Raw genomic sequence first — 24,370 nt, forward strand, 5'->3', positions numbered from 1 at the left:
CCCCGTTCAGGTGCAGTGCCGGTCTTCGATCGAAGCGCCCGGTCCGTCCGCGCGGCTCTCGCCGTGCCGACCGGGGGCCACTACCGAGGACCGGCCCTCTCACGCCGCGGGATCGCGCTGCGGCTTGCGTGCGGACGCGGGGCACTGTGTCTCGGCTATTCAGTTGTTTCGCTCGGGCCATTGTGGCCGGTTATGGAAAAGGAGCGGCGAAGAATCGCCGCTCCTTCCTCACCTTATCGGCGAAGGCCCAGACGCTCAATGAGGGAGCGGTAGCGGGTGATGTCCTTGGCCTGCAGGTACTTCAGCAGCCGGCGCCGGCGGCCCACCAGCAGGAGCAGACCACGGCGGCTGTGGTGGTCGTGCTTGTGGGTCTTCAGGTGCTCGGTGAGGTCGCTGATCCGCTTGCTCAGAAGCGCGATCTGGACCTCCGGCGACCCGGTGTCACCCTCGGTGGTGCCGTACTCGCCGATGATGGCCTTGGTGGTAGCGGCGTCAAGCGACACTGCTTCTCCATTCTGGTGAAATGGCACGCGCAACGATTCCGAGCCCGCGAACGACCGTGCGTGCCTACAGTCGCCGTGACAGGACAGCCGGGTGGCCAACGCCACCTGAGCATGGCTGACATACAACCCTACCAGCTCGTCGGACACACCCTGTCACGACGCGCCACGCAGAAGGTTCGGGAGTGGCAGGTTCAGGAGGTGAACTCGCGGGCCCTGGCCACGTCGTCGTGCATCTGCTCGATCAGCGCCTCGATCGAGTCGAACCTGAGCGTGTCGCGCAGCCGCTCGCCGAAGTCCACCGCCACGTGCGCGCCGTACAGGTCCAGGTCGTCGCGGTCCAGCGCGTACGCCTCGACCGTGCGCTCCACCCCGTCGAAGGTGGGGTTGGTCCCGATCGAGATCGCGGCCGGCCACCGCTCCCCCTCGTACGGCGAGGGGCTCTGGGTGCACTGCAGCCATCCCGCGTAGACGCCCTCGGCGGGGATGGCGGTGTGCTGCGGCGACTCCACGTTGGCGGTGGGGAAGCCGAGCGCCCGGCCGCGCTGGTGGCCGCGGACCACCACGCCCTCCACCCGGTGGGCACGGCCCAGCAGGACGGCCGCGCCCGCGACGTCACCCACGGCCAGCCGCTCCCGGATCAGCGTGGAGGAGATGGCGTCGCCATCGCTGACCAGGGGCACGCCCTCGGCCTGGAAGTCGTACTTCTCCCCCAGCGTCCGCAGGGTCTCCAGGTCGCCCGACGCCTTGTGGCCGAAGCGGAAGTTCTCCCCCACCACGACCCCCGCCGCGTGCAGCCGGTCGACCAGAGCCGTCTGGACGAACTCATCCGGCGACATCCGGGAGAACTCCAGCGTGAACGGCAGCACACACACCGCGTCCACGCCCAGCGCGAACAGCAACTCGGCCCGGCGGTCGGTGGTGGTCAGCCGCGGTGGGTGGCTGCCCGGCCGTACGACCTCGTCGGGGTGCGGGTCGAAGGTGACCGCCACGGCGGGCAGCCCCAGGTCGCGGGCCATGTCCACCGCCCGGGCCACCATCCGCTGGTGACCGAGATGCACGCCGTCGAACACGCCGATCGTGACGACGGACCTGCCCCAGTCCTGCGGGACCTCGTCCAGCCCGTGCCAGCTCTGCACCTCGACCTCGCTTCTGTTCCGATTGCCTTGCCTTCGGCAAGGCGGCTGAGCTGCCTCGCCTGGGACGCGCGCAGTAGACAAGACTGCCATGCCCCGCGGGGTGCCGGGGAACCAGCCCCGACGTCAGGAGGCGAACACCACCAGAGGCCTGGCCGTCCCGCCGCTCTCCTCGGCGAGCGCGAGCAGCGCGCCGTCCGGCCCGAAGACGCCGATCGGGCCCGGTCCGAGGCCCGCCGCACGCAGCCTCCCGCCGTGCGCGACCAGCCGCGCCTCGTCCTCGCCCACGTCCCTGCGGGGGAAGGCCGCCGCCACCGCGTCGGCCATGGGCATGATCACGCACTCCCGGGCGAGGTCCTCGATCGTGCGCGCCGCCTCGATGCCGTACGGCCCGACCCGGGTGCGGCGCAGCCGGGTGAGATGGCCGCCGACACCGAGGGACGCGCCGAGATCGCGGGCCAGCGCCCGGATGTAGGTGCCGCTGGAGCAGGTGATCACGGCGTCCAGGTCCACCGTCTCCGGGGTCCGCCGGATCTCCCCCACCTCGAACGCGTGGATCGTGACCGGCCGGGCGGCCAGCGCCACCTCCTCGCCGGCGCGGGCCCGCTTGTAGGCCCGCTGCCCGTCGACCTTGATGGCGCTGACCTGCGGCGGCACCTGCATGATCTCGCCGGTGAGCGCGGCGACGCCCTTGCGCACCTGCTCGTCGGTCACGTGTCCGGCGAGGGTGGTGGCGACCACCTCGCCCTCGGCGTCGTCGGTGTTCGTCGTCACGCCGAGGCGGATCGTCGCCTCGTAGACCTTCTCGGTCAGCGCGAGGTGCCCGAGGAGGCGGGTCGCCTTCTCCACCCCGATCACCAGCACGCCGGTGGCCATCGGGTCGAGCGTGCCCGCGTGGCCGACCTTGCGGGTGCCCGCGATGCCGCGCATCTTGCCGACGACGTCGTGCGACGTCCAGTCGGCCGGCTTGTCCACGATGATCAGACCGCTCGGCGGCGGAGTCCTTCTGGCTCTGGCCGTGCTCATGACCGGCTCCCTTCCGGGGCGAGGAGGGGGCGCAGGGCGGCCATCGTGTCCGCCACGGACAGCGCCGAGGAGAACCCGGCGGCACGCGGATGGCCGCCGCCGCCGAGCGCGGCGCAGGCGCGCGCCATGTCCACCGCGCCCTTCGACCGGGTCGAGACGTTCCAGCCGGCCTCGTCGTCCTCCTTGAGCACGACCGCGACCTCCGCCTCGTCGACCCGGCGCACGACGTCGATCATGCCTTCCACCTCGTCGTACGGCAGGCCCTCCGCCGCGCGGTCGGCCCGGCTCACGTAGGTCCACACCAGCCCAAGGCCGCCCGCGGCGTCCGGCTCCAGCGTGGCCCGCCCGAGCGCCGTGCCGAGCACCCGCAGGTACGCGAACGGCGAGCGGTCCCACAGTTCCCTGGCGATCTCCTCCGGACGCAGCCCCGTGGCCAGCAACCGGCCGGCCATGGCGTGCGCGGCCGGGGTGGTGATGGAGTGCCTGAAGGAGCCGGTGTCGGTCACCAGGCCCGCGTACAGGCAGGTGGCGACCTCCCGGTCGATCGTCAGGCCGAGCCGGTTCATGAGCTCCTCGACGACCATCGTGGTCGAGGCCGCCGCGGGATCCACGAGGTGGACCGTCCCGAAGCCGGTGTTCGACACGTGGTGGTCGATCACGACGAGTTCGCCGGCCTTGCCCGCGTGGGGCGCGAGCAGGCCCAGCCGCTCCATCGTGGACGCGTCGAAGGCGACCATCAGCTCGGGCTCGGCGGGGTACGCCGAGGGCTCCACCAGCAGGTGCTGCCCGGGCAGGAACCGCAGCAGCCGGGGCACGGCGAAGACCCGGTCGCCGAAGGAGGCGACGACCTTCTTGCCCGTACGCGCAAGCGCCAGTCCGAGGCCCAGCATCGAGCCGAGGGCGTCCGCGTCCGGAGACACGTGACAGGCGAGCGCCAGCGTGCCGGCGGAGCGGATCAGTTCGATCGCGCGCCGCCAGTCCGCCTCGCCGAGGGCGCTTTCGTTCGTGGTCACCGGGCGGGGTGCCCCGCCCGGCCGGTGGGCTCGTCCTCGCCCTCCTCCTCGGCCGCCTCGGCGTCGAGGTCCTCCTCGAAGCGGTAGGGGTCGGCGTCCCCGGCGAACTGCGCGCCCTCCGCCTGGCGGGCGATCTCGGCGTCCTTCGCCTTCGCCAGCGCGAACAGGTCGTTCATGTGGCGGGCGCTGTCGGGGAGCGGGTCGTGCACGAACGTGAGGCCGGGGGTGTGCCGCAGGCCGGTCTGCCGCCCGACCTCGGATCGGATGATGCCCTTCGCGCTCTCCAAGGCGGCGGCCGTGTCGGCCCGCTCCGCCTCTGAGCCGAAAACCGTGTAGTAGACGGTCGCGTCGCTCAGGTCCGCGGTGACCCTGGCGTCGGTCACCGTCACGAACCCCAGCCGCGGATCCTTGATCCGCCGCTCCAGCATCTCCGCGACCACCTGCTGGATGCGATCGGCCAGCTTCCTGGCACGCGCTGCGTCCATGCTCACGCTCCCTCGTATCTGTACGGCTGACGGCGGGCCCCGGCCGTCTATTCCTCGTGGTCGTTGAAGAGCCGCCGCCGCGCGGACAGCAACTCGATCTCGGGGTGGTAGGCGACCAGTCGTTCGCAGGCGTCCAGCACCTCGTCGCAGTTGGCCGCGGACGCCGACACCACGGCGACGCCGATTTCGGCGCGCCGGTGCAGGTCGTGGTGGCCCGCCTCGGCGACGGCGACGGCGGGATACTTGCGCTGGATCTCGGCGATGATCGGCCGGACCACCGACCGCTTCTGCTTCAGCGAACGGACGTCGCCGAGCAGGATGTCAAGAGTAAGAGCACCGATGAACATGGGTTGTCACCACGTCACGGACGACCGGCCGCCGCCCCCGCGCATGGCGGGGGCGGCGGGACGGCGCGTCAGACGCGCGGCTTCTCCTGCATCTCGAACGTCTCGATGACGTCCTCGACCCTGATGTCGCTGTAGCCGATACCGATACCGCACTCGAAGCCCTCGCGGACCTCGGTCGCGTCGTCCTTGAAGCGGCGCAGCGACGAGACGGTGAGGTTGTCGGCCACCACGACGCCGTCGCGGATGAGCCGGGCCTTGCTGTTGCGGGTGATCACGCCCGAGCGGACGATCGAACCGGCGACGTTGCCGATCCGCGGGACCTTGAAGACCTCGCGAATCTCGGCGGTTCCGGTCCTGACCTCCTCGAACTCCGGCTTAAGCATGCCCTTGAGGGCCGCCTCGATCTCCTCGATCGCCTGGTAGATGACCGAGTAGTACCGGATGTCGACGCCCTCGCGCTCGGCCAGGTCGCGCGCCCGCACCTCGGGCCGCACGTTGAAGCCGATGATGACGGCGTTGTCGTCGCCCATCGCCAGGTTGACGTCGTGCTCGGTGATGGCGCCGACCGCACGGTGGAGCACCCGCAGGCGCACCTCGTCGCCGACGTCGATCTTGAGCAGCGCGTCCTCCAGGGCCTCGACGGAACCGGAGACGTCACCCTTGATGATGAGCTTGAGCTCGTCGACCTGGCCCTTCTCGAGGTCCTTGAACAGCTCCTCGAGGGTGCGCCGGCGGCCGGACTTGGCCATGTCGGCGATCCGCTGCCTGGCCGCCCGCTGCTGAGCGATCTGGCGGGCCATGCGGTCGTCGGTGACGACGATGAAGTTGTCACCGGCGCGCGGGACGGCCGTCAGACCGAGGACCAGGACCGGACGCGACGGGTCGGCCTCCTCGACCGTCTCGCCGTTGTCGTCCAGCATCGCGCGGACGCGGCCGAACGCCTCGCCACAGACGATCGAGTCGCCCACCCGCAGCGTGCCGCGCTGCACGAGCACGGTCGCCACCGGGCCGCGGCCCTTGTCGAGGTGCGCCTCGATCGCGAGGCCCTGGGCGTCCATTTCCGGGTTGGCCCGCAGGTCGAGCTCGGCGTCCGCGGTCAGCAGGATGGCCTCGAGCAGGTTGTCGATGCCGACGCCCTGCTTGGCGGAGATGTCCACGAACAGGGTGGAGCCACCGAACTCCTCGGCCACCAGGCCGTACTCGGTGAGCTGGGCCCGCACCTTGGTCGGGTCCGCGCCCTCCTTGTCGATCTTGTTGACCGCCACCACGACCGGGACGTTCGCCGCCTGGGCGTGGTTCAGCGCCTCGATCGTCTGCGGCTTCACACCGTCGTCGGCCGCGACCACCAGCACCGCGATGTCGGTGGCCTGCGCACCACGGGCACGCATGGCGGTGAACGCCTCGTGACCCGGGGTGTCGATGAAGGTGATCTTCCGCTGCTCGCCCTCGTGCGTCGTCGCCACCTGGTAGGCGCCGATGTGCTGGGTGATGCCGCCGGCCTCGCGGGCCACCACGTTGGTGTGGCGGATCGCGTCGAGCAGCTTCGTCTTACCGTGGTCGACGTGACCCATGACGGTCACGACCGGCGGACGCGGCGCGAGGTCGGCCTCGTCGCCCTCGTCCTCACCGAACTCGATCTTGAAGGACTCGAGGAGCTCGCGGTCCTCCTCCTCCGGGCTGACGACCTGGACGTCGTAGTCCAGCTCGGCGCCGAGGAGCTGCAGCGTCTCCTCATTGACCGACTGGGTCGCCGTCACCATCTCGCCGAGGTGCAGCATGATCTGCACGAGCGAGGCGGGGTTGGCGCCGATCCGGTCGGCGAAGTCCGACAGGGACGCGCCACGCGGGAGGCGGATGGTCTGGCCGCCGCCGCGCGGAACCTGCACGCCGCCGATCGCCGGGGCCTGCATGTTGTCGAACTCCTGGCGCCTCTGGCGCTTGGACTTGCGGCCACGGGTCGGACGGCCGCCCGGACGCCCGAACGCGCCCGCCGTGCCGCCACCGCGGCCACGGCCGCCGCCGCCACCCGGACGGCCGGCGAAACCGCCGCCACCACCGCCAGGACCGCCGCCGGGACCACCGGGGCGACCGGCACCCGTGGCGCCGCCGGGACGCGGACCGCCGAAGCCCCCACCGGGACGACCGCCGCCGCCACCCGGACGGCCACCGCCACCGGGACCACCGGGGCGACCGCCGCCGCCGGGACGCGGGCCACCGCCGCCCGGCGCGGCCGGACGGCCCTGCGGCATCATCATCGGGTTCGGACGCGGACCACCGGGACGCGGACCACCGGCACCGGGGCCGGGGCGAGGACCGCCCATGCCCGGCCCGGGACGCGGACCCGCGGGTCCGGGACGCGGGCCGCCGGCGCCCGGAGCGCCGGAACGCGCGCCCGGCGGACGCGGCATGCCGCCGTCGCGCGCGCCGTCACGACGCGGCTCGCGGGGGGCGCCGTCGCCACGCTCGGGACGGTCCCCGCGGTCGGGACGACCGCCGTCACGGCCGCCTGGCCGCGCGGGGCGCTGGCCCATGCCGCTTGCGGTCGAGGAGAACGGGTTGTTGCCCGGACGCGGGCCGCGCGGACCCGGCTTGGGCGCGCCGGGGCGCGGAGCGCCACCGGTGGGCGCGCCGGGACCGGCGGGTGCGCCACCCGGGCGCGGGGCCGGGGCCGGCCTGGGGCCCGGCTTGGGCGCACCGGCGCCGGGGACACCCGGCCTCGGGCCGGCGGCCGCGGGACGCGGGGCCTCCGGACGAGGCGCCTGCGGACGGGCGGCCTCGGGGCGCGCCGCGTCCGGCTGTGACACCGGCGGGTGAGGCATCGGAACCGGACGCGGAGCGGGCCGCGGACCGGGCTTCGGGCCCGGCTTGACCACCGCGCCGGTGGACTGGGAAACGGGCGCCTGTGGGGCGCCCCCGTTGGCCTGGCTCTCTGCCGGCCTCGGCGCAGGCTTCGGCTGCGCCGGACGGGCGGGCTTGCCCCCGCCCTTGGAGGCGTCACCCTTGAACGCCTCGGTCAGTTTGCGGACGACCGGCGCCTCGATTGTCGAGGACGCCGACCTCACGAACTCGCCCATTTCGGTGAGCTTGGCCATGACGACCTTGCTCTCGACCCCGAACTCCTTGGCGAGCTCGTATACCCGGACCTTCGCCACTGCACTCCCTAACTCGGCCCGGGAGGCTCGCAGTGCCGCCGGACCGTCGCTACCTGAACGTACTCATCGCCGCGTGCTCATCAGGCGCTCATAGCAATCTGACTCCGCCCATCAACTCGGCGTCCTACATGACAATTTCGTGCCCTGGCTCCCGGAGCCGATACCGAGGGCCAGCGGTAACCATTCACCCGGACCGCCCCGGCGTCAACCCCTCCAAGTGAGCTTGCAAGAGCGACGTGTCAAGCGATCCCTCCGCGCGGAACGCGCGTGGGAACGCCCGGCGACGCTCTGCGAGCTCCAGACAGCGCGGGGACGGGTGCAGCGAGGCACCGCGTCCCGGGAGCCGTCCTCGCGTGTCGGGGACGATCACGCCCTCGACCACGACCAGGCGGAGCAACTCGGACTTTACCGTGCGAACCCGGCAGCCCACACACGTTCTCAGTGGGGCTGCCTGGTAACCATATTCCAGCTTACCTTGCCGACGCATCAGCGGGATCAGCAGGTGCCTGCTCGGTGTCCGGCCGGATGTCGATCCGCCAGCCCGTCAGACGGTTGGCGAGGCGGGCGTTCTGGCCCTCCTTGCCGATCGCCAGGGACAACTGGTAGTCGGGCACGATCACCCGCGCGGTGCGGTTGTCGGCGTCGACCACCTCGACACGGGAAACACGCGCGGGCGACAGGGCATTCCCGACGAACTCGGCCGGATCCTCCGACCAGTCGATGATGTCGATCTTCTCGCCGTGCAGCTCCGTCATGACGTTGCGCACGCGCGAGCCCATCGGGCCGATGCAGGCGCCCTTGGCGTTGACGCCGGGCTTGCGCGACCTCACCGCGATCTTGGTGCGGTGACCGGCCTCGCGGGCGATGGCCGCGATCTCCACCGTGCCGTCGGCGATCTCCGGCACCTCCAGCGCGAAGAGCTTCTTCACGAGGTTGGGGTGCGTGCGCGAGAGGGTGACAGACGGCCCCTTGGGCCCCTTCTTCACCTGCACCACGTAGCAGCGGATGCGCTCGCCGTGCGCGTACTCCTCGCCCGGGACCTGCTCGTTGTGCGGCAGGATCGCCTCGATCTTGCCGAGGTCGACCAGCACCACCCGCGGGTCCTTGCCCTGCTGGATGACGCCCGCGACCAGCTCGCCCTCGCGGCTGGCGAACTCGCCGAAGTTGACCTCGTCCTCGGCGTCGCGCAGCTGCTGGAGGATCACCTGCTTGGCCGTGGTGGCGGCGATCCGGCTGAAGTTGGACGGGGTGTCGTCGTACTCCCGCACGACCTCGCCGTTCTCGTCCAGCTCGGCGGCCCAGATGATCACATGGCCCGTGTCGCGGTCCAGCTCGGCCCGCGCCTTCTGCGCCGCGCCCTCCGTGCGGAAGTACGCGATGAGCAACGCGTCCTCGATCGCCTTGACGACCAGGTCGAAGGAGATGTCCTTCTCCCGCTCCAGGCTGCGCAGGACGCTCATGTCAATGTCCACAAGGCTCCCCCCTAGCCCTCGTCGTCGGCGTCGTCGATGTCTTCGTCGACATCGAGGTCCTCATCAAGTTCGTCGTCGAGCCCGGCCTCGCGCCGGTTGAACTCGACCTGCACCCGGCCGCGCACCAGCTCGCCGTACGCGATGCGGCGCGCACCGTCCAGCTCCACGCCGGTCTCGTCGGCCTCGGTCACGCGGCCCTCCGCGGCGGTGCCGTCACGCAGCTCCGCCTTCACCAGCCGCCCGCGCGCCCGGCGCCAGTGGCGCGGCTCGGTGAGCGGCCTGTCGACTCCGGGAGAGGTGACCTCGAGGACGTACGGGCTGCCGCCGAGGACGTCCACCTCGTCCAGCCGCTTGGAGACGGACTGGCTCACGTCGGCCACGTCGTCCAGGCTCACGCCGCCGTCCCGGTCCACCACGACGCGCACCAGTCGCCGGCGACCCGCCGGTGTGACCGTGACGTCCTCCAGGTCGAACCCCTCGGCGGCGACCACCGGGCCGAGCAGCTCAACCAGGCGGCCGCGTCGAGCGTCGCTGCCCATGCCGACCTCCCAATGACCGTGTGGCTGTGACCGTGTGCCTAGCCCGATGTGCCAACAGCCTATCGACACCGGGAGGTGGAAACAGCGCCACACCCGAGCGGCGATCCGACACGTGCACGATCATCAGGGTCACGGGCGATGACCAGTGGGCGGCGCGCCGTACGATGCTGTGTCGTGAGACACAGCGGCGGGGCACAAGTGACGAGACGCGCGTTGCTGGGCTCCGCCGCCGCGGCCGGTCTGGCCGCGGCCGGCTGCTCCTCGGCCCCGCGGAAACCCGCCGCGCCGGCCCCTCCGGATCCGCAGACCGTGCTGCTCACCTCGCTGATCGCGGGCAAGGAACAGCTGCTGTCGCTCTACGGGCGCGCGGCCTCCGCCCTGCCCGGCCGGGCCGCCGCGCTTGAGCCGTTCCGCCAGCGTCACGCGGCCCATCTGCAGGCCCTGCGCGCGCTCCTGCCCGCCGGGAGCGGCACGGGAACGTTCCCCGCGAGCCCCACGCCGTCGGCCTCCGCGTCCCCATCGGGGAGCCCGGTCTCGGTCGGGGCGCTCAGGGACGCCGAGCGGCGCGCGGCGTCGGCGCGGCCGGCGCAGATGGCCACGGCCTCCCCCGCGCTCTCCCAGCTCCTGGCGAGCATCGGCGCGTGCGAGGCCGTCCACGTCGTCGCCCTGGGGAGGGTGCGTGACTGAGAGCGCGACCGAGCCCGCCCGGGCGCCGGTCGGCGACGCGCTCGGCCGGGCCCTGTCCGCCGAGCACGCCGCCGTGTACGCGTACGGAGTGATCGGCGGGAAGACGAGCGGCGCGCTGCTCAGGCGCGCCACCACGGGGTTCGACGCCCACCGGGCGCGGCGCGACCAGCTACGCGCGCTCATCACCCAGCGGGGCGGCACGCCCGCCGAGCCCGGCCCCACCTACCGCCTGCCCTTCGAGGTGCGCGGACCGGCCGACGCGGTGCGCCTTGCCGTGCTCGTGGAGCAGCGGATGACCACCGCCTACCTGGAGCTCGCCGCCGACCGCGACCCGGCGCTGCGGCGGATCGCCGCGCTGGCCGCGCAGGAGTGCGCGACCCGGGCGTACGGCTGGCAGCCGAAGATCGGTGACCCGTTCCCGGGTATGGGCCGGGACGGCGCCGATTTCGACGTTCCCACGCCGGAGGCCGAGTCTTCGTCTGCGGCCTCCTCCGGACCGGCCGGGTCCGCGGGGACGTCCGGTTCTGAGGAGGCCCAGCCGGAGCCGTCCGCGCCGGACGGCCAGTAGCCGGCCCACGGCACGGCACGGCCCTGTGCGGCTCCTGCGAAAGGCGGCGCCGCCGCCCCCTGTGAGCACGAGGGACGGCGGCGCAGGATGTTCGGCGATCAGGACCGGCAGGCGGCCAGCACCCGCTCGACGGCCTCGTCCAGCGGGATCTCCTCCTTGGTCCCGGTGGCCCGGTCGCGCAGCTCGACCACGCCGTTGGCCAGGCCCCGGCCGACGATCAGCACGGTGGGCAGGCCGAGCAGCTCGGAGTCCTTGAACTTGACGCCGGGCGACACACCGGGGCGGTCGTCCACGAGCACGCGCAGCCCCCGCGCCTCGAGGGTCTCGGCGAGCGTGCTGGCGACCTCGATCTGGTTCTCCTTGCCGGTGCCGACGATGTGCACGTCGGCGGGCGCCACCTCCCTGGGCCACACCAGGCCCAGCTCGTCGTGGCGCTGCTCGGCGAGCACGGCCACGGCCCGGGACACGCCGACGCCGTACGAGCCCATGGTGATGCGGATGGGCTTGCCGTCGGGCCCGAGCGCGTCGAGCTGGGCGGCGTCGGCGTACTTGCGGCCGAGCTGGAAGATGTGGCCGATCTCGATGCCCCGGTCGATCGACAGCGGGTGCGCGCAGCGGGGACAGGCGTCGCCCGCCCGCACCTCGGCGGCCTCGATCGTGCCGTCGGGCTGGAAGTCGCGGCCCACGACGACGTGCGCGGCGTGCTTGCCCGGCTCGTTGGCGCCCGTCACCCAGGCCGAGCCCTCGACCACGCGCGGGTCGACCAGGTAGGTGATCCCCAGGTCCCTGAGCACCTGCGGGCCGATGTAGCCGCGCACCAGCCCGGGGTGGCGGGCGAAGTCCTCGGCCTCGAAGATCTCCGGCACGCCGGGCGAGAGCGCCGCCTCCAGGCGCTTGAAGTCGACCTCGCGGTCGCCGGGCACGCCGACGATCACCGTCTTGACCTCGTCGGAGCCCGGCGTGCGGACCTTGACGACGAGGTTCTTCAGCGTGTCGGCGGCGGTGATGCCGAGACCGTGGTGCTCGTTGACGTACGAGACGAGCGACTCGATCGTCGGGGTGTCGGGCGTGTCGAGCACCTTCATGGGCGGCTGGGTGGCGGTGACGGCGGGCGGCGCGGGCGTGACGACGGCCTCGGCGTTGGCCGCGTATCCGCAGTTGTGACAGGCCACGAAGGTGTCCTCACCGGTCGAGCAGGGGGCGAGGAACTCCTCGGAGGCCGACCCGCCCATCGCGCCCGACATCGCGAAGCAGATCCGGTAGTCGATGCCGAGACGCTCGAAGATCCGGATGTACGCCTCGCGGTGCATCTCGTAGGACCGCTTCAGGCCGTCGTCGTCGAGGTCGAAGGAGTAGGAGTCCTTCATGACGAACTCGCGGCCCCGCAGGATGCCCGCCCGGGGCCGGGCCTCGTCGCGGTACTTGGTCTGGATCTGGTACAGCGTGACGGGGTAGTCCTTGTAGGAGGAGTACTCTCCCTTCACCATGTCGGTGAACATCTCCTCGTGGGTCGGCCCGAGGAGGTAGTCGGCGCCCTTGCGGTCCTTCAGCCGGAACAGCGTGTCGCCGTACTCGGTCCAGCGGCCCGTGGGCTCGTAGAAGTCCCGGGGCAGCAGCGCGGGGAACAGCACCTCCTGCGCGCCCATCCGGTCCATCTCCTCGCGCACCACCCGCGCGACGTTCTCCAGCACGATCTTGCCGAGCGGCAGCCAGGAATAGATGCCCGGCGCGACGCGGCGGATGTAGCCGGCGCGGACGAGCAGCTTGTGGCTCGGCACTTCCGCGTCCGCCGGATCCTCACGCAGGGTGCGCAGGAACAGGGTCGACATACGCAGCAGCACGGCTACTCCTTGCTCGTGAGAGGTCTCGTCCGCGGCGCCTCCTCGGGATGCCCGCGATGCGGATCTCCTCGCGGACCCTCGGAGACGACCTGAGAGACGAGACGAAGACGATGTGCTCCCAAGGCTATCGACTCCGGGGGCCCCACCGCCTCACGTAAACGACGGGCGGGTCGATATCAGTCGCCGATATCAGCCGCCGAGCAGTTCCTCCCAGTGCTGACGGGACCGCCCGCCCGTGCCGACGGGCCCGGCCGGGCCGTCCAGCGCGGCCGACAGCCGCCACAGGCCTGGCCTGGTCCGCAGCCGCTCCATGCCGAACGGGTCGATGGCCCGCAGCACGAAGGTGACGCCCATCACGTTCAGCATCGCCGTCGACGTGGTCGCCGGGCCCGCGGGCGCCGCCCGCACGGCGTCCGGGCCCGGCTGGCCGATCCGTTCCAGGAGCAGCGCCGCCACCTCGGCGGCGTACGGGCCGTCGCGCCACTCGATGTGCCAGGAGCGGTCGGTGCCTCGCCACCACGTGAGGTCGCGGCACGCCTCCAATGTCTCTGCCTCGCCGGACAAGGCGGCCATGACCCGCCCCAGCGCCTCGTACCTGAGCCCGTCCGGCCCGGAGCCGTGCGGCGGTGGCGCGTCGCCGTCCTCTTGACCGTTCTGCGGGCCGTACACCGTGGCCGGTGAGGCCCCGGGCTCGTCCCGCCCCCCGCGGAGTCCCCTCATGTCAGGGAGGGTGCCACCGCCCGGCCTTCTCGTCCGCGGGTTTCCCCGTCTTTTAGCCCCACTGCCCACGGGCATCACTTTGATCGTGGCCGCCTGGTCGCCGCAACCCCGCGAACCATCACAACACGGATGACAATCCGGTCCCACGGCACGGCGTTCCCCTGGCAGGGCGACCGGCGGTGATAAAGAATCATTGATAGGGAGCGCCCGCCGCTGCTGGAGGCCATGGTGACACTGCGCGTCGCGATCGTCGGGTCGGGCCCGGCCGGGATCTACACGGCCGAGGCGCTGGTCAAGCAGTCGCACGATCCCGTCGAGGTGGACGTCCTCGAACGCCTGCCGACGCCGTACGGGCTCGTCCGGTATGGCGTGGCCCCCGACCACACGTCGATCAAGTCGATCGCCGGCTACCTGCGGAGGGTGCTGGAGACCCCGGGAGTGCGCTTCCTGGGCGGCGTCGAGCTGGGCGCGGACCTCTCGGCGGACGACCTCCTGTCCTGCTACGACGCCGTCGTCTACTGCACCGGGGCGATGGTCGACAGGCACCTCGGCGTCCCGGGCGAGGACCTGCCGGGCAGCGTCGCGGCGACCGACTTCGTCAACTGGTACTGCGGCCACCCCGACGTCCCGCCGGACACGTTCTCCCTCGACGCGGAGGAGGTCGTCGTCATCGGCGTCGGCAACGTCGCCGTGGACGTGGTGCGGATCATGGCCAAGACGGCCGACGAGCTGCGCGGCACCGACGTGCCCGAGGAGGTGCTCGACCGGCTGGCCGCCTCGCGGGTCAAGCGCATCCACATGGTCGGCAGGCGCGGCCCCGAGCACGCGAAGTTCACTTTGAAGGAGCTGCGCGAGCTCGGCGAGCTGCTGAACGCCGACGTCCTCACCTTCCCCGACGAGATCGCGGTCGCCGACCTGACCACGCTGTCGCGCCAGGTCAGGGGCAACGTGGACGTGCTTCGGTCGTGGTCGGAGCGCAAGCCTGCCGACCGGCCGCGCCGCCTGGAGGTGCGCTTCTGGCTGCGCCCCGTGGAGATCCTCGGCGTGTCCCGGGTCGAGGGCGTACGGCTGGAGCGGACGCGGCTGGAGAACGGGCGGGTCGTCGGGACGGGGGACTTCGAGACGATCCCGGCGGACATGGTGATGCGCTCGGTGGGATATCAGAGCGTGGCGCTGCCGGGGGTGCCGTTCGACCCGGAGTCGATGACGGTGCCGAACACCGCAGGCAAGGTGACGGACCGGCAGTACGTCGCGGGCTGGCTCAAGAGGGGGCCGACGGGCGTGATCGGGACCAACAAGTCCGACGCCGCGGAGACCGTGCGCACGCTGCTCGCCGAAGCGGTGCCGGGGACCGCGACCGCCCGGCTGGACGACCTGCTCGCCGCGCGCGGGCTGAGCCCGGTGACGTACGAGGACTGGCTCGCGATCGAGGCCGCGGAGGCCGCGCTGGCCGGCAGTCTGCGGCGGGGCGAGCGGGTGAAGCTGGTGGGCAGGGACGCGATGCTGGGCGCGTGCGGCCGGCTGGCCCGGCCGGGGGGCGCGTCCTGACGGGTGTCCCGGTCAGGACCAGTGGGCCGGCCGGTGGTAGCGCGCGCCGTCGCGGCCGGGCACGAGTTCGGGCAGCTGCGACTGCCGGATGAGCGCCTCGCCGAGGGGGAACCAGGCGTCGCTCGCGAGGCGCAGGCCGTCCGAGCGCCTGCCGGGCGGGAAGACGGAGACGACCCGGGTCTTGCCGCCGCGCCGGGCGTCCACCTGGCGCACCGCCTCGATGGCCGCGCACAGGTCGGAGTCCGCCGACAGCAGCAGCACCATGTCCACCAGGTCGAGCGCCACGTCGCCGACCAGGGCGGCGGCCAGGGCGACGTCGGACTGCTTTTCCTCGTAGGTCCGCCAGGAGACGTCGCAGGCCCGGCAGGAGGCCCGCTGCTCCTGGAAACGCCCGAGCACCACCTCGACCCCCAGGCTCTCCAGGGCCGCCTGGTAGGTCTGCTGGCGGGCGAGGGCCCGAGCGTCGCCCCGGATGGGGGCGGTGAAGTAGCGGACGGCGGTCAGCGTCTGCCCGGTCCTCAGCAGCCGAAGGGCCAGCGCCCGTAGATCGAGCCAGAGGTAGCGGCGTCCCCGCAGGGAGCGCAGTCCGTAGTAGAGGTTGAACCCGTCGACGTAGACCCCGACACGCACGACTTGGGGAACGAGGTTGTCGCGCACCGCCATCATCTCCTAACATGGAGTCACCGCGCCCGCGGCTACGTCCCCGGGCTCTACGGCCCCCGACAGGGGGCCGTTTCTTTATCTCCACCGATTCGCTCACCTGTTCGATCGGCTGTTCGAGGAAAAGGGTAGCCAACGCTGCGTTGTCATGCAGCGACGTTGCGTGATTACCCTCGCCGTGGCGGGACTCTGCGAGGATCGTCCCCATGGAGACGACGCTGACCGGCGTGGACGGGCTGCTCGACGGCTTCGCCGGCACCCATGAAGAGCAGCTCGCCCGGTTTCCCGAGCGGGAACCCGTGTGGCAGCCGGTGCACACGGTGTACGTGCCCGCGGACCGGGTGACGGCGGAGATCGTCCAGCAGTGGCGCCACGCCGCCACCGACCTCCTCCACCGGCTCCTGTTCACTCCCGCCGAGCTGGCCGCGCTGTTCGAGCTCGACCCCGAGCTGGCCCAGCCCGTGCACGACCGCGTACGCAGGAAGCTGCACGCCGAGCCGATCGAGGACCTGCGGATCGACTTCGAGGACGGGTACGGCCGGCGCTCCCCGGAGGAGGAGGACCGGCACACCGAGTCGGCGGCGGCGGCCGTGGCCGCGATGCACGAGGCGGACACACTGCCCCGCAGGTGGGGGCTGCGGGTGAAGTCGTTCGCCGACGGCGACCCCCTGCGCTCGGTGCGCACGCTCGACGGGTTCCTGACGGGGGTCGTGCGGCGGGCCGGCCGGCTCCCCGACGGGTTCACGGTGACGTTCCCCAAGGTCCTGATGGAGGACTACCTGCGGCAGTTCGCCGGCTGCCTGGAGGCGCTGGAGCGGGCGTTGCGCCTGCCCTCCGGCATCCTGCGCTTCGAGATGCAGGTGGAGGCCCCGCAGACCGTGCTCATGCTCCAGCGGTCGGCCGGCCTGGTGCCCTCGCTGGGCGGCCGGCTGGCGGCCGCCCACTTCGGGGTGTTCGACTACACGGCCGCGCTCGGGCTGCCGCCGGACGAGCAGCGGCTCGACCACCCGGCCTGCGACCACGCGCGGCACGTCATGCAGACGGCGCTGTCGGGGACGGGGGTGGAGCTGTCGGACGGCTCGCTGGCCGCGGCGCCGGCCTCGGACGCGGCGGCCGACGTGCACGCCCTGCTGCGCAGGCACTCGGCGCTGGTGTCGCACTCGCTGGCGCACGGCTTCTACCAGGGCTGGGACATGCATCCCTCGCACCTCGTCAGCCGCTTCACGACCGTGTACGCGTTCCACCTCGCCTGCTACGAGAAGTATGCCGACCGGGTGCGCGCCTGGCAGGAACGGCGCGAGGCCGCGGGGGGCGTGCTGGACGAGCCCGCGACGATCAAAACCCTGGTCGCCGCGCTGGCCCGGGCCGACCGCACCCTCTGCTGAGATTTGCCATGTCGGCAAGGTTTCTTGCCGCTCTCGCCGCCTGTGCCGCACTGTTCGACAGCAGACATCTGAAGCAGCCGTCGGCACAGGAGGCACGGGGTGGACGAGAAGAAGTACGACGTGGTCGTGGTGGGCGGCGGCCCCGCGGGGCTCAGCGGCGCCCTGGCGCTGGCGCGGGCGCGGCGGTCGGTGCTGGTGGTGGACGCAGGAGAGCCGCGCAACGCACCGGCTGCGCACATGCACAACTACCTCGGCCGGGACGGCACGCCGCCCGCCGAGCTGCGGGCGGCCGGGCGCGAGGAAGTCATCGGGTACGGCGGCGAGATCGTCGCCGGGCGAGCCGAGACCGCGACGCGGGAGGGCGACGACTTCCTCGTGACGCTGGACGACGGGCGCGCCGTCCGGGCCCGCCGGCTGCTGGTGACGACCGGGGCCGTGGACGAGCTGCCCGACGTGCCGGGGCTGGCGGAGCGGTGGGGCCGCGACGTCCTGCACTGCCCGTACTGTCACGGTTGGGAGGTCCGCGACCGGCGCATCGGCGTGCTGGCCACCGGGCCGCTCGCCGTCGAGCAGGCCCTGCTGTGGCGGCAGTGGAGCCAGGACGTGGTGTTCCTGGCCCACCACTGCCCCACGCCGTCCGAGGAGGAGGCCGAGCGGCTCGCCGCGCGCCGGATCCCCGTCGCCGACGGTCCGGTCACGGGGATCGAGGTGACCGGCGACGCGCTCACCGGAGTGCGGCTGGCCTCCGGCGAGGTCGTCGCGCTCGACGCGCTCGTCGTCGCCGCGCCGCTCACCGCCCGGTCCGGGGTGCTGGAATCGCTCGGGCTCAAGCCGGTCGAGGTGGAGCTCGGCGGTCACGTGGCAGGCACCCGGATCGCGGCGGAGCCGACCGGGGCGACCGCCGTGCCCGGTGTCTGGGTGGCGGGGAACGTGACGGACGTACGCGCCGTGGTGATCGCGTCCGCCGCGGCGGGCCTGGCCGCGGGGGCGGCGATCAACATGGATCTCATCGCCGAGGAGACCCGGGAGGCCGTCGACGCCTACCGGCATGAGGTGCGCACGTTGTTCGAGGAGGCGGCCTGGGAGGAGCGCTACCGCTCCCGGCCGGCGATCTGGAGCGGCCGTCCGAACCCGCAGCTCGTCGCCGAGGCCGCGGAGCTGCCCCCGGGCCGGGCCCTCGACGTCGGCAGCGGCGAGGGGGCCGACGCCGTCTGGCTCGCCGCGCGGGGCTGGCGGGTGACGGGAGTCGACATCTCGGCCACGGCGCTGGAGCGGGCCGCCGCCCACGCCGCCGAGGCGGGCGCGGACGTCGCGGACCGCACCGAGTGGGTGCGCGCGGACCTGCGCGACCACGCCTTCCCCGAGGGCACGTACGACCTGGTGTCCGCGCAGTACATGCACCTGCCGGGCGAGGCCAGGCGGACGCTGTTCGCCCGGCTGGCCGCCGCGGTGGCCCCGGGCGGCACCCTGCTGATCGTCGGGCACCATCCGTCCGATCTGCTCACCAAGGCACGGCGGATGCACTTCCCGCAGATGATGTTCACCGCCGAGGAGGTCGCGGCGTCGCTCGATCCGGCCGATTGGGAGGTCGCGGCGGCCGAGGCCCGGCCGCGCACGGCGGTGGACCCGGAGGGAGGCGAGGTCACGATCCGCGACGCCGTCCTGGTCGCCCGCCGCCGCGCCTGAGTCTCAGCGGCCGGGCGGTCACAATCGGTCGACGATGCGGCGCCAGCGCCTGACCCGGTCGGGGTCCACCGGCTCCCGCCACGAGCCCCGCACGGCGGTGCCCACGTGGAAGGCGCGGACGCCGTAGTCGAGCAGCACCGGGACGTGCTCCTCGCGCAGGCCGCCGCCGGCGAGCACGAGCGAGGCGTCTCCCGCCTCGGCCCGCGCGCGTAACACGCCGAGGCCGCTGCCGACGCCCTCGGGCGAGCCGGACGTGAGGACGGTCGCCAGGTTCGGCAGCAGCCGTACGGCACGCCAGGCGGCCCGCACGTCGGCGGCGTGGTCCACGGCGCGGTGGAAGGTCCAGGGCAGCGGCGAGACCGCGTGGATCAGCGCGTCCGTCGCCTCCCTGTCGACCGACCCGTCCTCGGAAAGGAAGCCGAAGACGAAGCCCGCCGCGCCGGCCTCGGCGAGTTCCTTGACGTGGCCGCGCAGCCGGTCGAGCTCCTCCGAAGTCACGGTGAACCCGGCGTTGCAGCGGAGCATGACCATCTGCGGCAGCCCGCACTCGCGCGCGATCGCCGCGACGAGGTCCGCCGAGGGGGTGAGCCCGCCCGAGTCCATGTCGGACACGATCTCCAGGCGGTCCGCTCCGCCCTCCTCGGCGGCCACGGCGTCACGCAGGTCGAGCGCGATCACTTCAAGGAGGGATCCCGTCATGAAGTGAACAGTATCCGGTCCCTTTGCGGCGCCTCACGGCATCCGCCCTGTTCAGCACTCGATCAACTCGTTGTGCGCAGTGATGTCAAGAACCCTCCAGGCTTGCGCCGCATGTCCCGAGCGCTGGGCCGGCACCGCCGGCGTGCGGCGATAGGACGACGCGGCCGGGATCGCGGCGGAGGCGTCCCGCTCGAACAGCGCGCCGGAGGCGCGGTGCGGCAGGTCGACGGTGCGGACGTGCCGGAAGCCCGCCTTCCGGTAGTACGACTGCAGGCGGGCGTTGTCCTTGGCGCAGTCCAGCCGCAGGTACGGCCGGTCGTGAGCGGCGGCCCGCAGGGCGGCCCAGTCGAGCAGCGTCTCCCCCAGGCCCTGGCCCGAGTAGCTCCTGCTCACGGCGAGCTTGTGGACGTAGAGCGCTGCGCCGGGACGGTCGGCGGGGGTCCAGAACTCCGGGTCGGCATGGCCGTCCACGGCGATCGTGGCGGCCGGCACGCGTCCGGCGGCTTCGCCGGCGTCCAGAAGGTACATGACGCCCTCGGCGATCAGCGGTTCGATGCGCTCGGCCGGAAAGCCCCCGGCGGGCCACTGCCGTACGCCGAGGCCGTTCAGCCACCCGGCGGTGCGCGCCAGCAGGGCGAGGACCCCCTGCAGGTCGGCCGGGGTGGCGCGACGCAGCGTGAGTTCCGTAACAAGATCCAGGGTGTTCGCAGGCATGCCTGATTCCTTTCGTGCCGACGGCGGCGAATTGATCACTGAGAGTGACGGCGGGATGCCGTACAGCGTCCGTCCGGAGACGGCGGCCCTCGCTAGGGCGCGCGGGTGCGGCGTGGTCCCCTGCCGGGGTCAGGACGGGAATCGCGGAAACGGCCCTCCGGAGGAGGGCCCGGCGGCCGGGGACGCCCGCTCAGGCGAGGGGGCGTCCGGGCCTCGTCAATGACGTTCCAGCTCGTATCGGATCAGATGCTTGTCTGCGGGCAGCACGGACACGGCGACGCGGACGGGCGTGTCGTCGGCGTCGTAGCCGACCCTGGTGTGAACGACGACCGGAGTGCCGGGCTCCAGCTGGAGCCGTGACGACTCGTCAGAGGTCGGCATGCGGGCCGACAGGTCGTCGATCACGCGAACCTGGAGATGACCCAGCTCCTCCAGCACCCGGTTGGCCCCGCGCGTGATGTCGCCGGGCCGGGCGATCTCGGAGTCCCCCACGATCTCCAGGGGGAAGTACGAGTCCAGCGTGTTGTAGGGCTGGCCGTCCACGAAGCGCAGCCGGCGGCGCACGACGGCCAGCGCGCCGTCGGCGAGGGCGAGGCGGGTGGCCACGTCCTCGGGCGGCTCGACGATCGAGACCTCGATCCTCTGGTCCGCCGTACGGCCCTCGGAGCGGACCGCGTGGACGAACGTGTCGAACCGCGGCCCCTCCTGGTCATGCGGGAGGAACTCGTCCTGGGGGCGCATGAGGAGGGGGCGGCGCTCGCGTACGAACGTTCCACGCCGGCGCATCCGCAGGATGAGACCCTCGTTCTCCAGCTCGCCCAGGGCCAGCCGCACGGTGTTTCGGCTGACGCCGTGCGCCTCCATGAGGTCGGCCTCGGTCGGGATTTGGTCGCCCGGCGCGAGTTCGCCCGCATAGATGGCCCTGCGTACCTCAGCGGCCACCTGCTGGTAGAGCGACGATCGTGCCATCTTTCCTCAATCCACCCTTTTGTTCCAACAAATCTAGAGGATCTCGGTCTACCGGGAAACAACCCCTTGACCTGAGCCCACCCGGCCGCGCATTATCCAAACGTTGGTACAAATCCATCCAATGGAGGTGGGCCCGTGAGGGCGGTCGGTGCGGTAACGCCGAACTCGCCCTGGCGCGAGCCCCCAACGCAGACCTACAGAGCCCAGACCTATCAGAGCGACGGGAACGACATGTCAGAGCTGTCGGTATCCACCGACATGACCGCCTTGTGCGGGAACGGCGTGACATGCCCGAGCACGCGGTACCACCGCACGCCGGAGCGGCCGGTCGAGGACGGCCGTTCCCCCTGGACTCCGTGCGATTGAACGAGATCTCGACCCCAACCCTCGCCGGGGTCGAGGTCTCGCGCCGGGGCGGAGCGGGGGGGGGGGGGGGGGCCCCCCCCCCCCCCCCCCCCCCCGCCACCGTTAGGTCGTGTCCCTACCGCCGGGAATGCATCGCCTCCGGCCCTCCTTGAGTTTCTTGGGGAGGCGCGACCGAGGAGGCACCTGCGCGATGAGCACTCCTGTGTCCAGGAGGGTCGGCCATGACGGCGCCAGGAGGATTCCGGCCGTCAATCCCCAGCACTTCAGGAACGTCCTCGGCAGGTACGCCACCGGCGTCGTGGCCGTCACCGCGATCGACCCGGAGAGCGGGGAGCCGTGCGGCCTGGCCGTCAACTCCTTCACGTCCGTGAGCCTCGATCCGCCGCTGGTCTCGTTCTGCGTCTCGCGGACCAGCACGAGCTGGCCGCGCCTCAAGGCCGCGACGACCCTGTGCGTCAACGTGCTCGCCGACCACCAGGGGCAGGTGTGCGAGCGGCTCGCCGCGAAGGGCGGGGACAAGTTCTCCGGCCTGTCGTGGGCCCTGTCCCCCGGCGGCGCGCCCGTGCTGGACGGCGCGCTCGCCTGGATCGACTGCACCGTGGACCAGGAGCATCCGGCCGGCGACCACGTGATCGTCGTCGCCCGGGTCACCGGGCTCGACCGGTACGACGACGGCGGCCCGCTGGTGTTCTTCCGCGGCGCGTACGGGAGCTTCACTCCCTGACGCGGGAACCGACCGGTCGGTATGCTGCCCGCATGACTCTGTTCTCGGTGGAAGGCAAGACGGTCGTCGTCACGGGCGGGTCCCGGGGCATCGGGAAGATGATCGCGCGGGGGTTCCTCGACGCGGGCGCCGTCGTCTACATCTCCTCACGGAAAAAGGACGAGCTGGAGGCGACGGCCGCCGAGCTGGGCTGCCACGCCGTACAGGCGGACCTGTCCACTCCCGACGGCGTCGAGGCGCTGGCGCAGGCGGTGTCGGAGCGGGAGAGACGGCTCGACGTGCTCGTCAACAACGCGGGGGCGAGCTGGGGCGCTCCGCTGGAGGAGTATCCGGAGCACGCCTTCGACAAGCTCTGGAACATCAACGTCAAGGGCGTCTTCTTCCTCACCCGCCGCTTCCTGCCGCTGCTGCGCGCCGCCGCGTCGCCCGACGACCCGGCACGCGTGATCAACATCGGGTCGATCGACGGGCTCCGGGTGCCGTTCATGGAGAACTACGCGTACTCGGCGGCCAAGGCGGGCGTCCACATGCTGACCCGGCACCTGGCCCGCCAGCTCGCCCGGGAGTCGATCACGGTCAACGCGATCGCGCCGGGTCCGTTCGAGTCGAAGATGATGGCCTTCGCGCTCGACGACCCCCAGATGCGCGGCGCGATCGAGAGCAACGTCCCGCTGGGCCGGATCGGCAGGCCCGACGACATGGCCGGCGCGGCCGTCTTCCTGGCCTCACGCGCCGGGTCGTACCTGACCGGCACCGTGATCCCGGTGGACGGCGGCATCTCCGCCTAGCCTTGTGCGCATGTGGCAGGTGGCGGTGTGCGGGCCGGGCGAGTGCACCCCGCAGGAGGCCGAGGCGGCCCGCGCCGTGGGCCGCCTGCTGGCCGAGCGCGGCGCGGTCGTGCTGTGCGGCGGGTACGGCGGGGTGATGGCCGCCGCGGCGGCGGGGGCGCGGGAGGCCGGAGGCGTCGTGGTCGGCGTCCTGTCCGGCCGGGACCGCGCCGGGGCGAGCCCGGACCTCACCGTGGCCCTTCCCACCGGCCTGGGCGAGGCCCGCAACGCGCTGATCGTGCGGGCCGCCGACGCGGTCGTCGTCGTGGGCGGCTCCTGGGGCACGCTCTCGGAGCTGGCCCTCGCCCAGCGGGGCGGCACGCCGGTCATCACGCTCGGGGGCTGGCGGGTCCTCGACGCCGAGGGACGTCCGGTGCCCGGTCCGGTGGCCGCCGCCGGCCCGGCCGAGGCCGTACGGCTGGCGCTCGCCGCCGCTGAGCGGGCCCGCCCGCTCAGCCCTTGAGCATCTCGGCGAGGGTCTCGGCGAACAGGTCGGGCGCGGCCAGTTCGTCCCGCAGGAACAGGTAGGGCTCGGTGAGCTCCAGCTCGATCAGGACCGGCTCGCCGTCCGGCATCCGCACCAGGTCCACCCGCGCGTACAGCAGGTTCTCCGGCACGGCGGCCAGGACCCGCTCGGCGAGGGCGAACTGATCGTCGTCCGGGTCGCGCAGGGTGGCGCGGTTCTCCGCGGTCTCCGCCTCGCCGGTGAGCATCGGGTGCCGCCGTACGGCGTGGCTGAACTGGCCGCCGAAATACAGCAGCGACAGCTCCCCCTCCTGCTCGACGGACGGGATGTACGGCTGCACCATGACCGTGCGGCCCGCGGCGAGCAGCGTCGCCGCGTGGCCGGCGGCGGCGTCCCGGTCCGTGGTGCGGATGGTGTCGCGGGCCCCCGCGGAGACGGCGGGCTTGACCACGTACTCGTCCCATTCGGGCAGGTCCGTTCCGGATTCGGCCCAGTGGGTGGGAACCGTGGGCACGCCGAGCGTGCGCAGGTAGGTCTTGTCGGTGTTCCACTCGATCACCGGCGCCGGGTTGAACAACCGCGTCACCGACTCCACCCGGTGGGCCCACGCGACGAACTCGTCACGGCGCTCGATGTAGTCCCAGGCCGAGCGGACGACCGCCGCGTCGAACTCCGACCAGTCGACGCGGGGGTCGCGCCAGTTCACCGGCGAGCCCTCGATGCCGGCCCCGAGCCAGGCGGCGAGGGCGATCTCCCGCTCGTCGTCCTGCTCGGCGGCCGGATGGTCCGTGGTGACGTAGGCGACCTTCATGACGCTCCCATTCGCATGTCAGCAGTGAC

The 24,370-nt window shown here is 72.4% G+C and carries 25 protein-coding genes; 8 read left to right on the top strand and 17 right to left on the bottom strand.

All coding sequences use genetic code 11. The features are described from left to right. Positions 1 to 233: 233 nt before the first annotated feature. The 10 genes from rpsO to rimP all read right to left on the bottom strand — a co-directional run bounded on the left by rpsO (position 234) and on the right by rimP (position 9,670). On the bottom strand, positions 234 to 503 hold the full coding sequence (gene rpsO / locus IL992_RS13550) for a 30S ribosomal protein S15 (RefSeq protein ID WP_193203690.1): 270 nt from the start codon (positions 501 to 503) through the stop codon (positions 234 to 236). A gap of 191 nt (positions 504 to 694) precedes the next feature. Next, the gene (locus tag IL992_RS13555) at positions 695 to 1,639 is read right to left on the bottom strand and encodes a bifunctional riboflavin kinase/FAD synthetase (RefSeq protein WP_193203691.1); all 945 of its coding nucleotides are present in this window, start codon (positions 1,637 to 1,639) and stop codon (positions 695 to 697) included. A gap of 123 nt (positions 1,640 to 1,762) precedes the next feature. Beyond that, positions 1,763 to 2,662, bottom strand: coding sequence for a tRNA pseudouridine(55) synthase TruB (gene truB, locus IL992_RS13560; RefSeq protein WP_193203692.1), 900 nt, complete (start codon positions 2,660 to 2,662; stop codon positions 1,763 to 1,765). Beyond that, a complete protein-coding gene (locus IL992_RS13565; protein WP_193203693.1) occupies positions 2,659 to 3,675 on the bottom strand; it encodes a DHH family phosphoesterase in 1,017 nt (338 codons plus the stop codon). Before IL992_RS13565 ends, truB begins: the two co-directional genes overlap by 4 nt. Further along, positions 3,672 to 4,160, bottom strand: a complete 489-nt coding sequence (gene rbfA / locus IL992_RS13570) for a 30S ribosome-binding factor RbfA (RefSeq protein WP_193203694.1) — start codon at positions 4,158 to 4,160, stop codon at positions 3,672 to 3,674. Before rbfA ends, IL992_RS13565 begins: the two co-directional genes overlap by 4 nt. A gap of 47 nt (positions 4,161 to 4,207) precedes the next feature. After that, entirely contained in the window at positions 4,208 to 4,507 is a 300-nt protein-coding gene (locus tag IL992_RS13575) for a DUF503 domain-containing protein (protein ID WP_079315765.1), read from the bottom strand. Between the two features lie 68 nt (positions 4,508 to 4,575). After that, positions 4,576 to 7,659, bottom strand: a complete 3,084-nt coding sequence (infB, locus tag IL992_RS13580) for a translation initiation factor IF-2 (protein ID WP_193203695.1) — start codon at positions 7,657 to 7,659, stop codon at positions 4,576 to 4,578. Positions 7,660 to 7,843: 184 nt separating this feature from the next. Continuing rightward, positions 7,844 to 8,146 carry a YlxR family protein gene (locus IL992_RS13585; RefSeq protein WP_193203696.1) on the bottom strand — a complete coding sequence of 101 codons (303 nt, stop codon included), beginning with the start codon at positions 8,144 to 8,146 and terminating at the stop codon, positions 7,844 to 7,846. Beyond that, complete coding sequence (nusA, locus tag IL992_RS13590) at positions 8,130 to 9,119, bottom strand: transcription termination factor NusA (protein WP_226872862.1); 990 nt, start codon at positions 9,117 to 9,119, stop codon at positions 8,130 to 8,132. Before nusA ends, IL992_RS13585 begins: the two co-directional genes overlap by 17 nt. A 23-nt stretch (positions 9,120 to 9,142) precedes the next feature. After that, complete coding sequence (rimP, locus tag IL992_RS13595) at positions 9,143 to 9,670, bottom strand: ribosome maturation factor RimP (RefSeq protein WP_193203698.1); 528 nt, start codon at positions 9,668 to 9,670, stop codon at positions 9,143 to 9,145. A gap of 174 nt (positions 9,671 to 9,844) precedes the next feature. Between rimP and IL992_RS48340 the strand changes: the two genes are divergently transcribed. Continuing rightward, complete coding sequence (locus tag IL992_RS48340) at positions 9,845 to 10,357, top strand: hypothetical protein (protein ID WP_193203699.1); 513 nt, start codon at positions 9,845 to 9,847, stop codon at positions 10,355 to 10,357. Next, on the top strand, positions 10,350 to 10,925 hold the full coding sequence (locus IL992_RS47595; protein ID WP_193203700.1) for a ferritin-like domain-containing protein: 576 nt from the start codon (positions 10,350 to 10,352) through the stop codon (positions 10,923 to 10,925). Before IL992_RS48340 ends, IL992_RS47595 begins: the two co-directional genes overlap by 8 nt. Before the next feature lie 98 nt (positions 10,926 to 11,023). On the opposite strand, the gene IL992_RS13610 is transcribed toward IL992_RS47595, so the two are convergent. Together IL992_RS13610 and IL992_RS13615 are read right to left on the bottom strand one after the other, a co-directional pair. Next, complete coding sequence (locus IL992_RS13610) at positions 11,024 to 12,766, bottom strand: proline--tRNA ligase (protein ID WP_193203701.1); 1,743 nt, start codon at positions 12,764 to 12,766, stop codon at positions 11,024 to 11,026. Positions 12,767 to 12,955: 189 nt separating this feature from the next. After that, a complete protein-coding gene (locus IL992_RS13615) occupies positions 12,956 to 13,486 on the bottom strand; it encodes a hypothetical protein (protein WP_193203702.1) in 531 nt (176 codons plus the stop codon). 225 nt (positions 13,487 to 13,711) lie between these two features. On the opposite strand from IL992_RS13615, the gene IL992_RS13620 reads away from it, so the two are divergent. After that, positions 13,712 to 15,034 carry an FAD-dependent oxidoreductase gene (locus tag IL992_RS13620; RefSeq protein ID WP_193203703.1) on the top strand — a complete coding sequence of 441 codons (1,323 nt, stop codon included), beginning with the start codon at positions 13,712 to 13,714 and terminating at the stop codon, positions 15,032 to 15,034. 12 nt (positions 15,035 to 15,046) lie between these two features. Here the strand turns inward: IL992_RS13620 and IL992_RS13625 are convergent, their stop codons facing one another. Continuing rightward, a complete protein-coding gene (locus tag IL992_RS13625) occupies positions 15,047 to 15,691 on the bottom strand; it encodes an NYN domain-containing protein (RefSeq protein ID WP_193203704.1) in 645 nt (214 codons plus the stop codon). A 209-nt stretch (positions 15,692 to 15,900) separates the two neighbouring features. On the opposite strand from IL992_RS13625, the gene IL992_RS13630 reads away from it, so the two are divergent. Together IL992_RS13630 and IL992_RS48345 are read left to right on the top strand one after the other, a co-directional pair. Continuing rightward, entirely contained in the window at positions 15,901 to 17,079 is a 1,179-nt protein-coding gene (locus tag IL992_RS13630; protein WP_193203705.1) for a DUF6986 family protein, read from the top strand. A gap of 99 nt (positions 17,080 to 17,178) precedes the next feature. After that, positions 17,179 to 18,765: an FAD-dependent oxidoreductase gene (locus tag IL992_RS48345; protein WP_193203706.1), complete on the top strand. Its 1,587-nt coding sequence runs from the start codon at positions 17,179 to 17,181 to the stop codon at positions 18,763 to 18,765. An 18-nt stretch (positions 18,766 to 18,783) separates the two neighbouring features. Here the strand turns inward: IL992_RS48345 and IL992_RS13640 are convergent, their stop codons facing one another. The 3 genes from IL992_RS13640 to IL992_RS13650 all read right to left on the bottom strand — a co-directional run bounded on the left by IL992_RS13640 (position 18,784) and on the right by IL992_RS13650 (position 21,147). Further along, positions 18,784 to 19,464 (bottom strand): copper homeostasis protein CutC, encoded by a 681-nt coding sequence (locus IL992_RS13640; protein WP_193203707.1) that lies wholly within the window; start codon positions 19,462 to 19,464, stop codon positions 18,784 to 18,786. 51 nt (positions 19,465 to 19,515) lie between these two features. Further along, complete coding sequence (locus IL992_RS13645) at positions 19,516 to 20,178, bottom strand: GNAT family N-acetyltransferase (RefSeq protein ID WP_193203708.1); 663 nt, start codon at positions 20,176 to 20,178, stop codon at positions 19,516 to 19,518. A 216-nt stretch (positions 20,179 to 20,394) separates the two neighbouring features. After that, on the bottom strand, positions 20,395 to 21,147 hold the full coding sequence (locus tag IL992_RS13650; protein WP_193203709.1) for a GntR family transcriptional regulator: 753 nt from the start codon (positions 21,145 to 21,147) through the stop codon (positions 20,395 to 20,397). A gap of 556 nt (positions 21,148 to 21,703) precedes the next feature. Here IL992_RS13650 and IL992_RS13655 point away from each other — a divergent pair. From IL992_RS13655 to IL992_RS13665, 3 genes are read left to right on the top strand one after another with little or no spacing between them, the layout of a single operon-like run. Next, positions 21,704 to 22,237 carry a flavin reductase family protein gene (locus tag IL992_RS13655; protein WP_193203710.1) on the top strand — a complete coding sequence of 178 codons (534 nt, stop codon included), beginning with the start codon at positions 21,704 to 21,706 and terminating at the stop codon, positions 22,235 to 22,237. Positions 22,238 to 22,269: 32 nt separating this feature from the next. After that, positions 22,270 to 23,025 (top strand): SDR family oxidoreductase, encoded by a 756-nt coding sequence (locus IL992_RS13660; protein WP_193203711.1) that lies wholly within the window; start codon positions 22,270 to 22,272, stop codon positions 23,023 to 23,025. Positions 23,026 to 23,035: 10 nt separating this feature from the next. Then, a complete protein-coding gene (locus tag IL992_RS13665; RefSeq protein WP_193203712.1) occupies positions 23,036 to 23,527 on the top strand; it encodes a TIGR00725 family protein in 492 nt (163 codons plus the stop codon). Here IL992_RS13665 and IL992_RS13670 read toward each other — a convergent pair. Beyond that, complete coding sequence (locus IL992_RS13670; protein ID WP_193203713.1) at positions 23,517 to 24,341, bottom strand: ATP-grasp domain-containing protein; 825 nt, start codon at positions 24,339 to 24,341, stop codon at positions 23,517 to 23,519. The genes IL992_RS13665 and IL992_RS13670 overlap by 11 nt on opposite strands. Positions 24,342 to 24,370: the final 29 nt, after the last annotated feature.

Origin of the sequence: Microbispora sitophila, from assembly GCF_014892245.1 — a bacterium.
GTDB lineage: Bacteria > Actinomycetota > Actinomycetes > Streptosporangiales > Streptosporangiaceae > Microbispora > Microbispora siamensis.

Coding starts and splice junctions, on each gene's coding strand:
- truB (WP_193203692.1), bottom strand. CDS start 2,662: ATGAGCACGGCCAGAGCCAGAAGGACTCCGCCGCCGAGCGGTCTGATC.
- rbfA (WP_193203694.1), bottom strand. CDS start 4,160: ATGGACGCAGCGCGTGCCAGGAAGCTGGCCGATCGCATCCAGCAGGTG.
- IL992_RS13575 (WP_079315765.1), bottom strand. CDS start 4,507: ATGTTCATCGGTGCTCTTACTCTTGACATCCTGCTCGGCGACGTCCGT.
- IL992_RS13585 (WP_193203696.1), bottom strand. CDS start 8,146: ATGCGTCGGCAAGGTAAGCTGGAATATGGTTACCAGGCAGCCCCACTG.
- nusA (WP_226872862.1), bottom strand. CDS start 9,119: ATGAGCGTCCTGCGCAGCCTGGAGCGGGAGAAGGACATCTCCTTCGAC.
- rimP (WP_193203698.1), bottom strand. CDS start 9,670: ATGGGCAGCGACGCTCGACGCGGCCGCCTGGTTGAGCTGCTCGGCCCG.
- IL992_RS13615 (WP_193203702.1), bottom strand. CDS start 13,486: ATGAGGGGACTCCGCGGGGGGCGGGACGAGCCCGGGGCCTCACCGGCC.
- IL992_RS13620 (WP_193203703.1), top strand. CDS start 13,712: ATGGTGACACTGCGCGTCGCGATCGTCGGGTCGGGCCCGGCCGGGATC.
- IL992_RS13630 (WP_193203705.1), top strand. CDS start 15,901: ATGGAGACGACGCTGACCGGCGTGGACGGGCTGCTCGACGGCTTCGCC.
- IL992_RS13640 (WP_193203707.1), bottom strand. CDS start 19,464: ATGACGGGATCCCTCCTTGAAGTGATCGCGCTCGACCTGCGTGACGCC.
- IL992_RS13645 (WP_193203708.1), bottom strand. CDS start 20,178: ATGCCTGCGAACACCCTGGATCTTGTTACGGAACTCACGCTGCGTCGC.
- IL992_RS13650 (WP_193203709.1), bottom strand. CDS start 21,147: ATGGCACGATCGTCGCTCTACCAGCAGGTGGCCGCTGAGGTACGCAGG.
- IL992_RS13655 (WP_193203710.1), top strand. CDS start 21,704: ATGAGCACTCCTGTGTCCAGGAGGGTCGGCCATGACGGCGCCAGGAGG.
- IL992_RS13660 (WP_193203711.1), top strand. CDS start 22,270: ATGACTCTGTTCTCGGTGGAAGGCAAGACGGTCGTCGTCACGGGCGGG.
- IL992_RS13665 (WP_193203712.1), top strand. CDS start 23,036: ATGTGGCAGGTGGCGGTGTGCGGGCCGGGCGAGTGCACCCCGCAGGAG.
- IL992_RS13670 (WP_193203713.1), bottom strand. CDS start 24,341: ATGAAGGTCGCCTACGTCACCACGGACCATCCGGCCGCCGAGCAGGAC.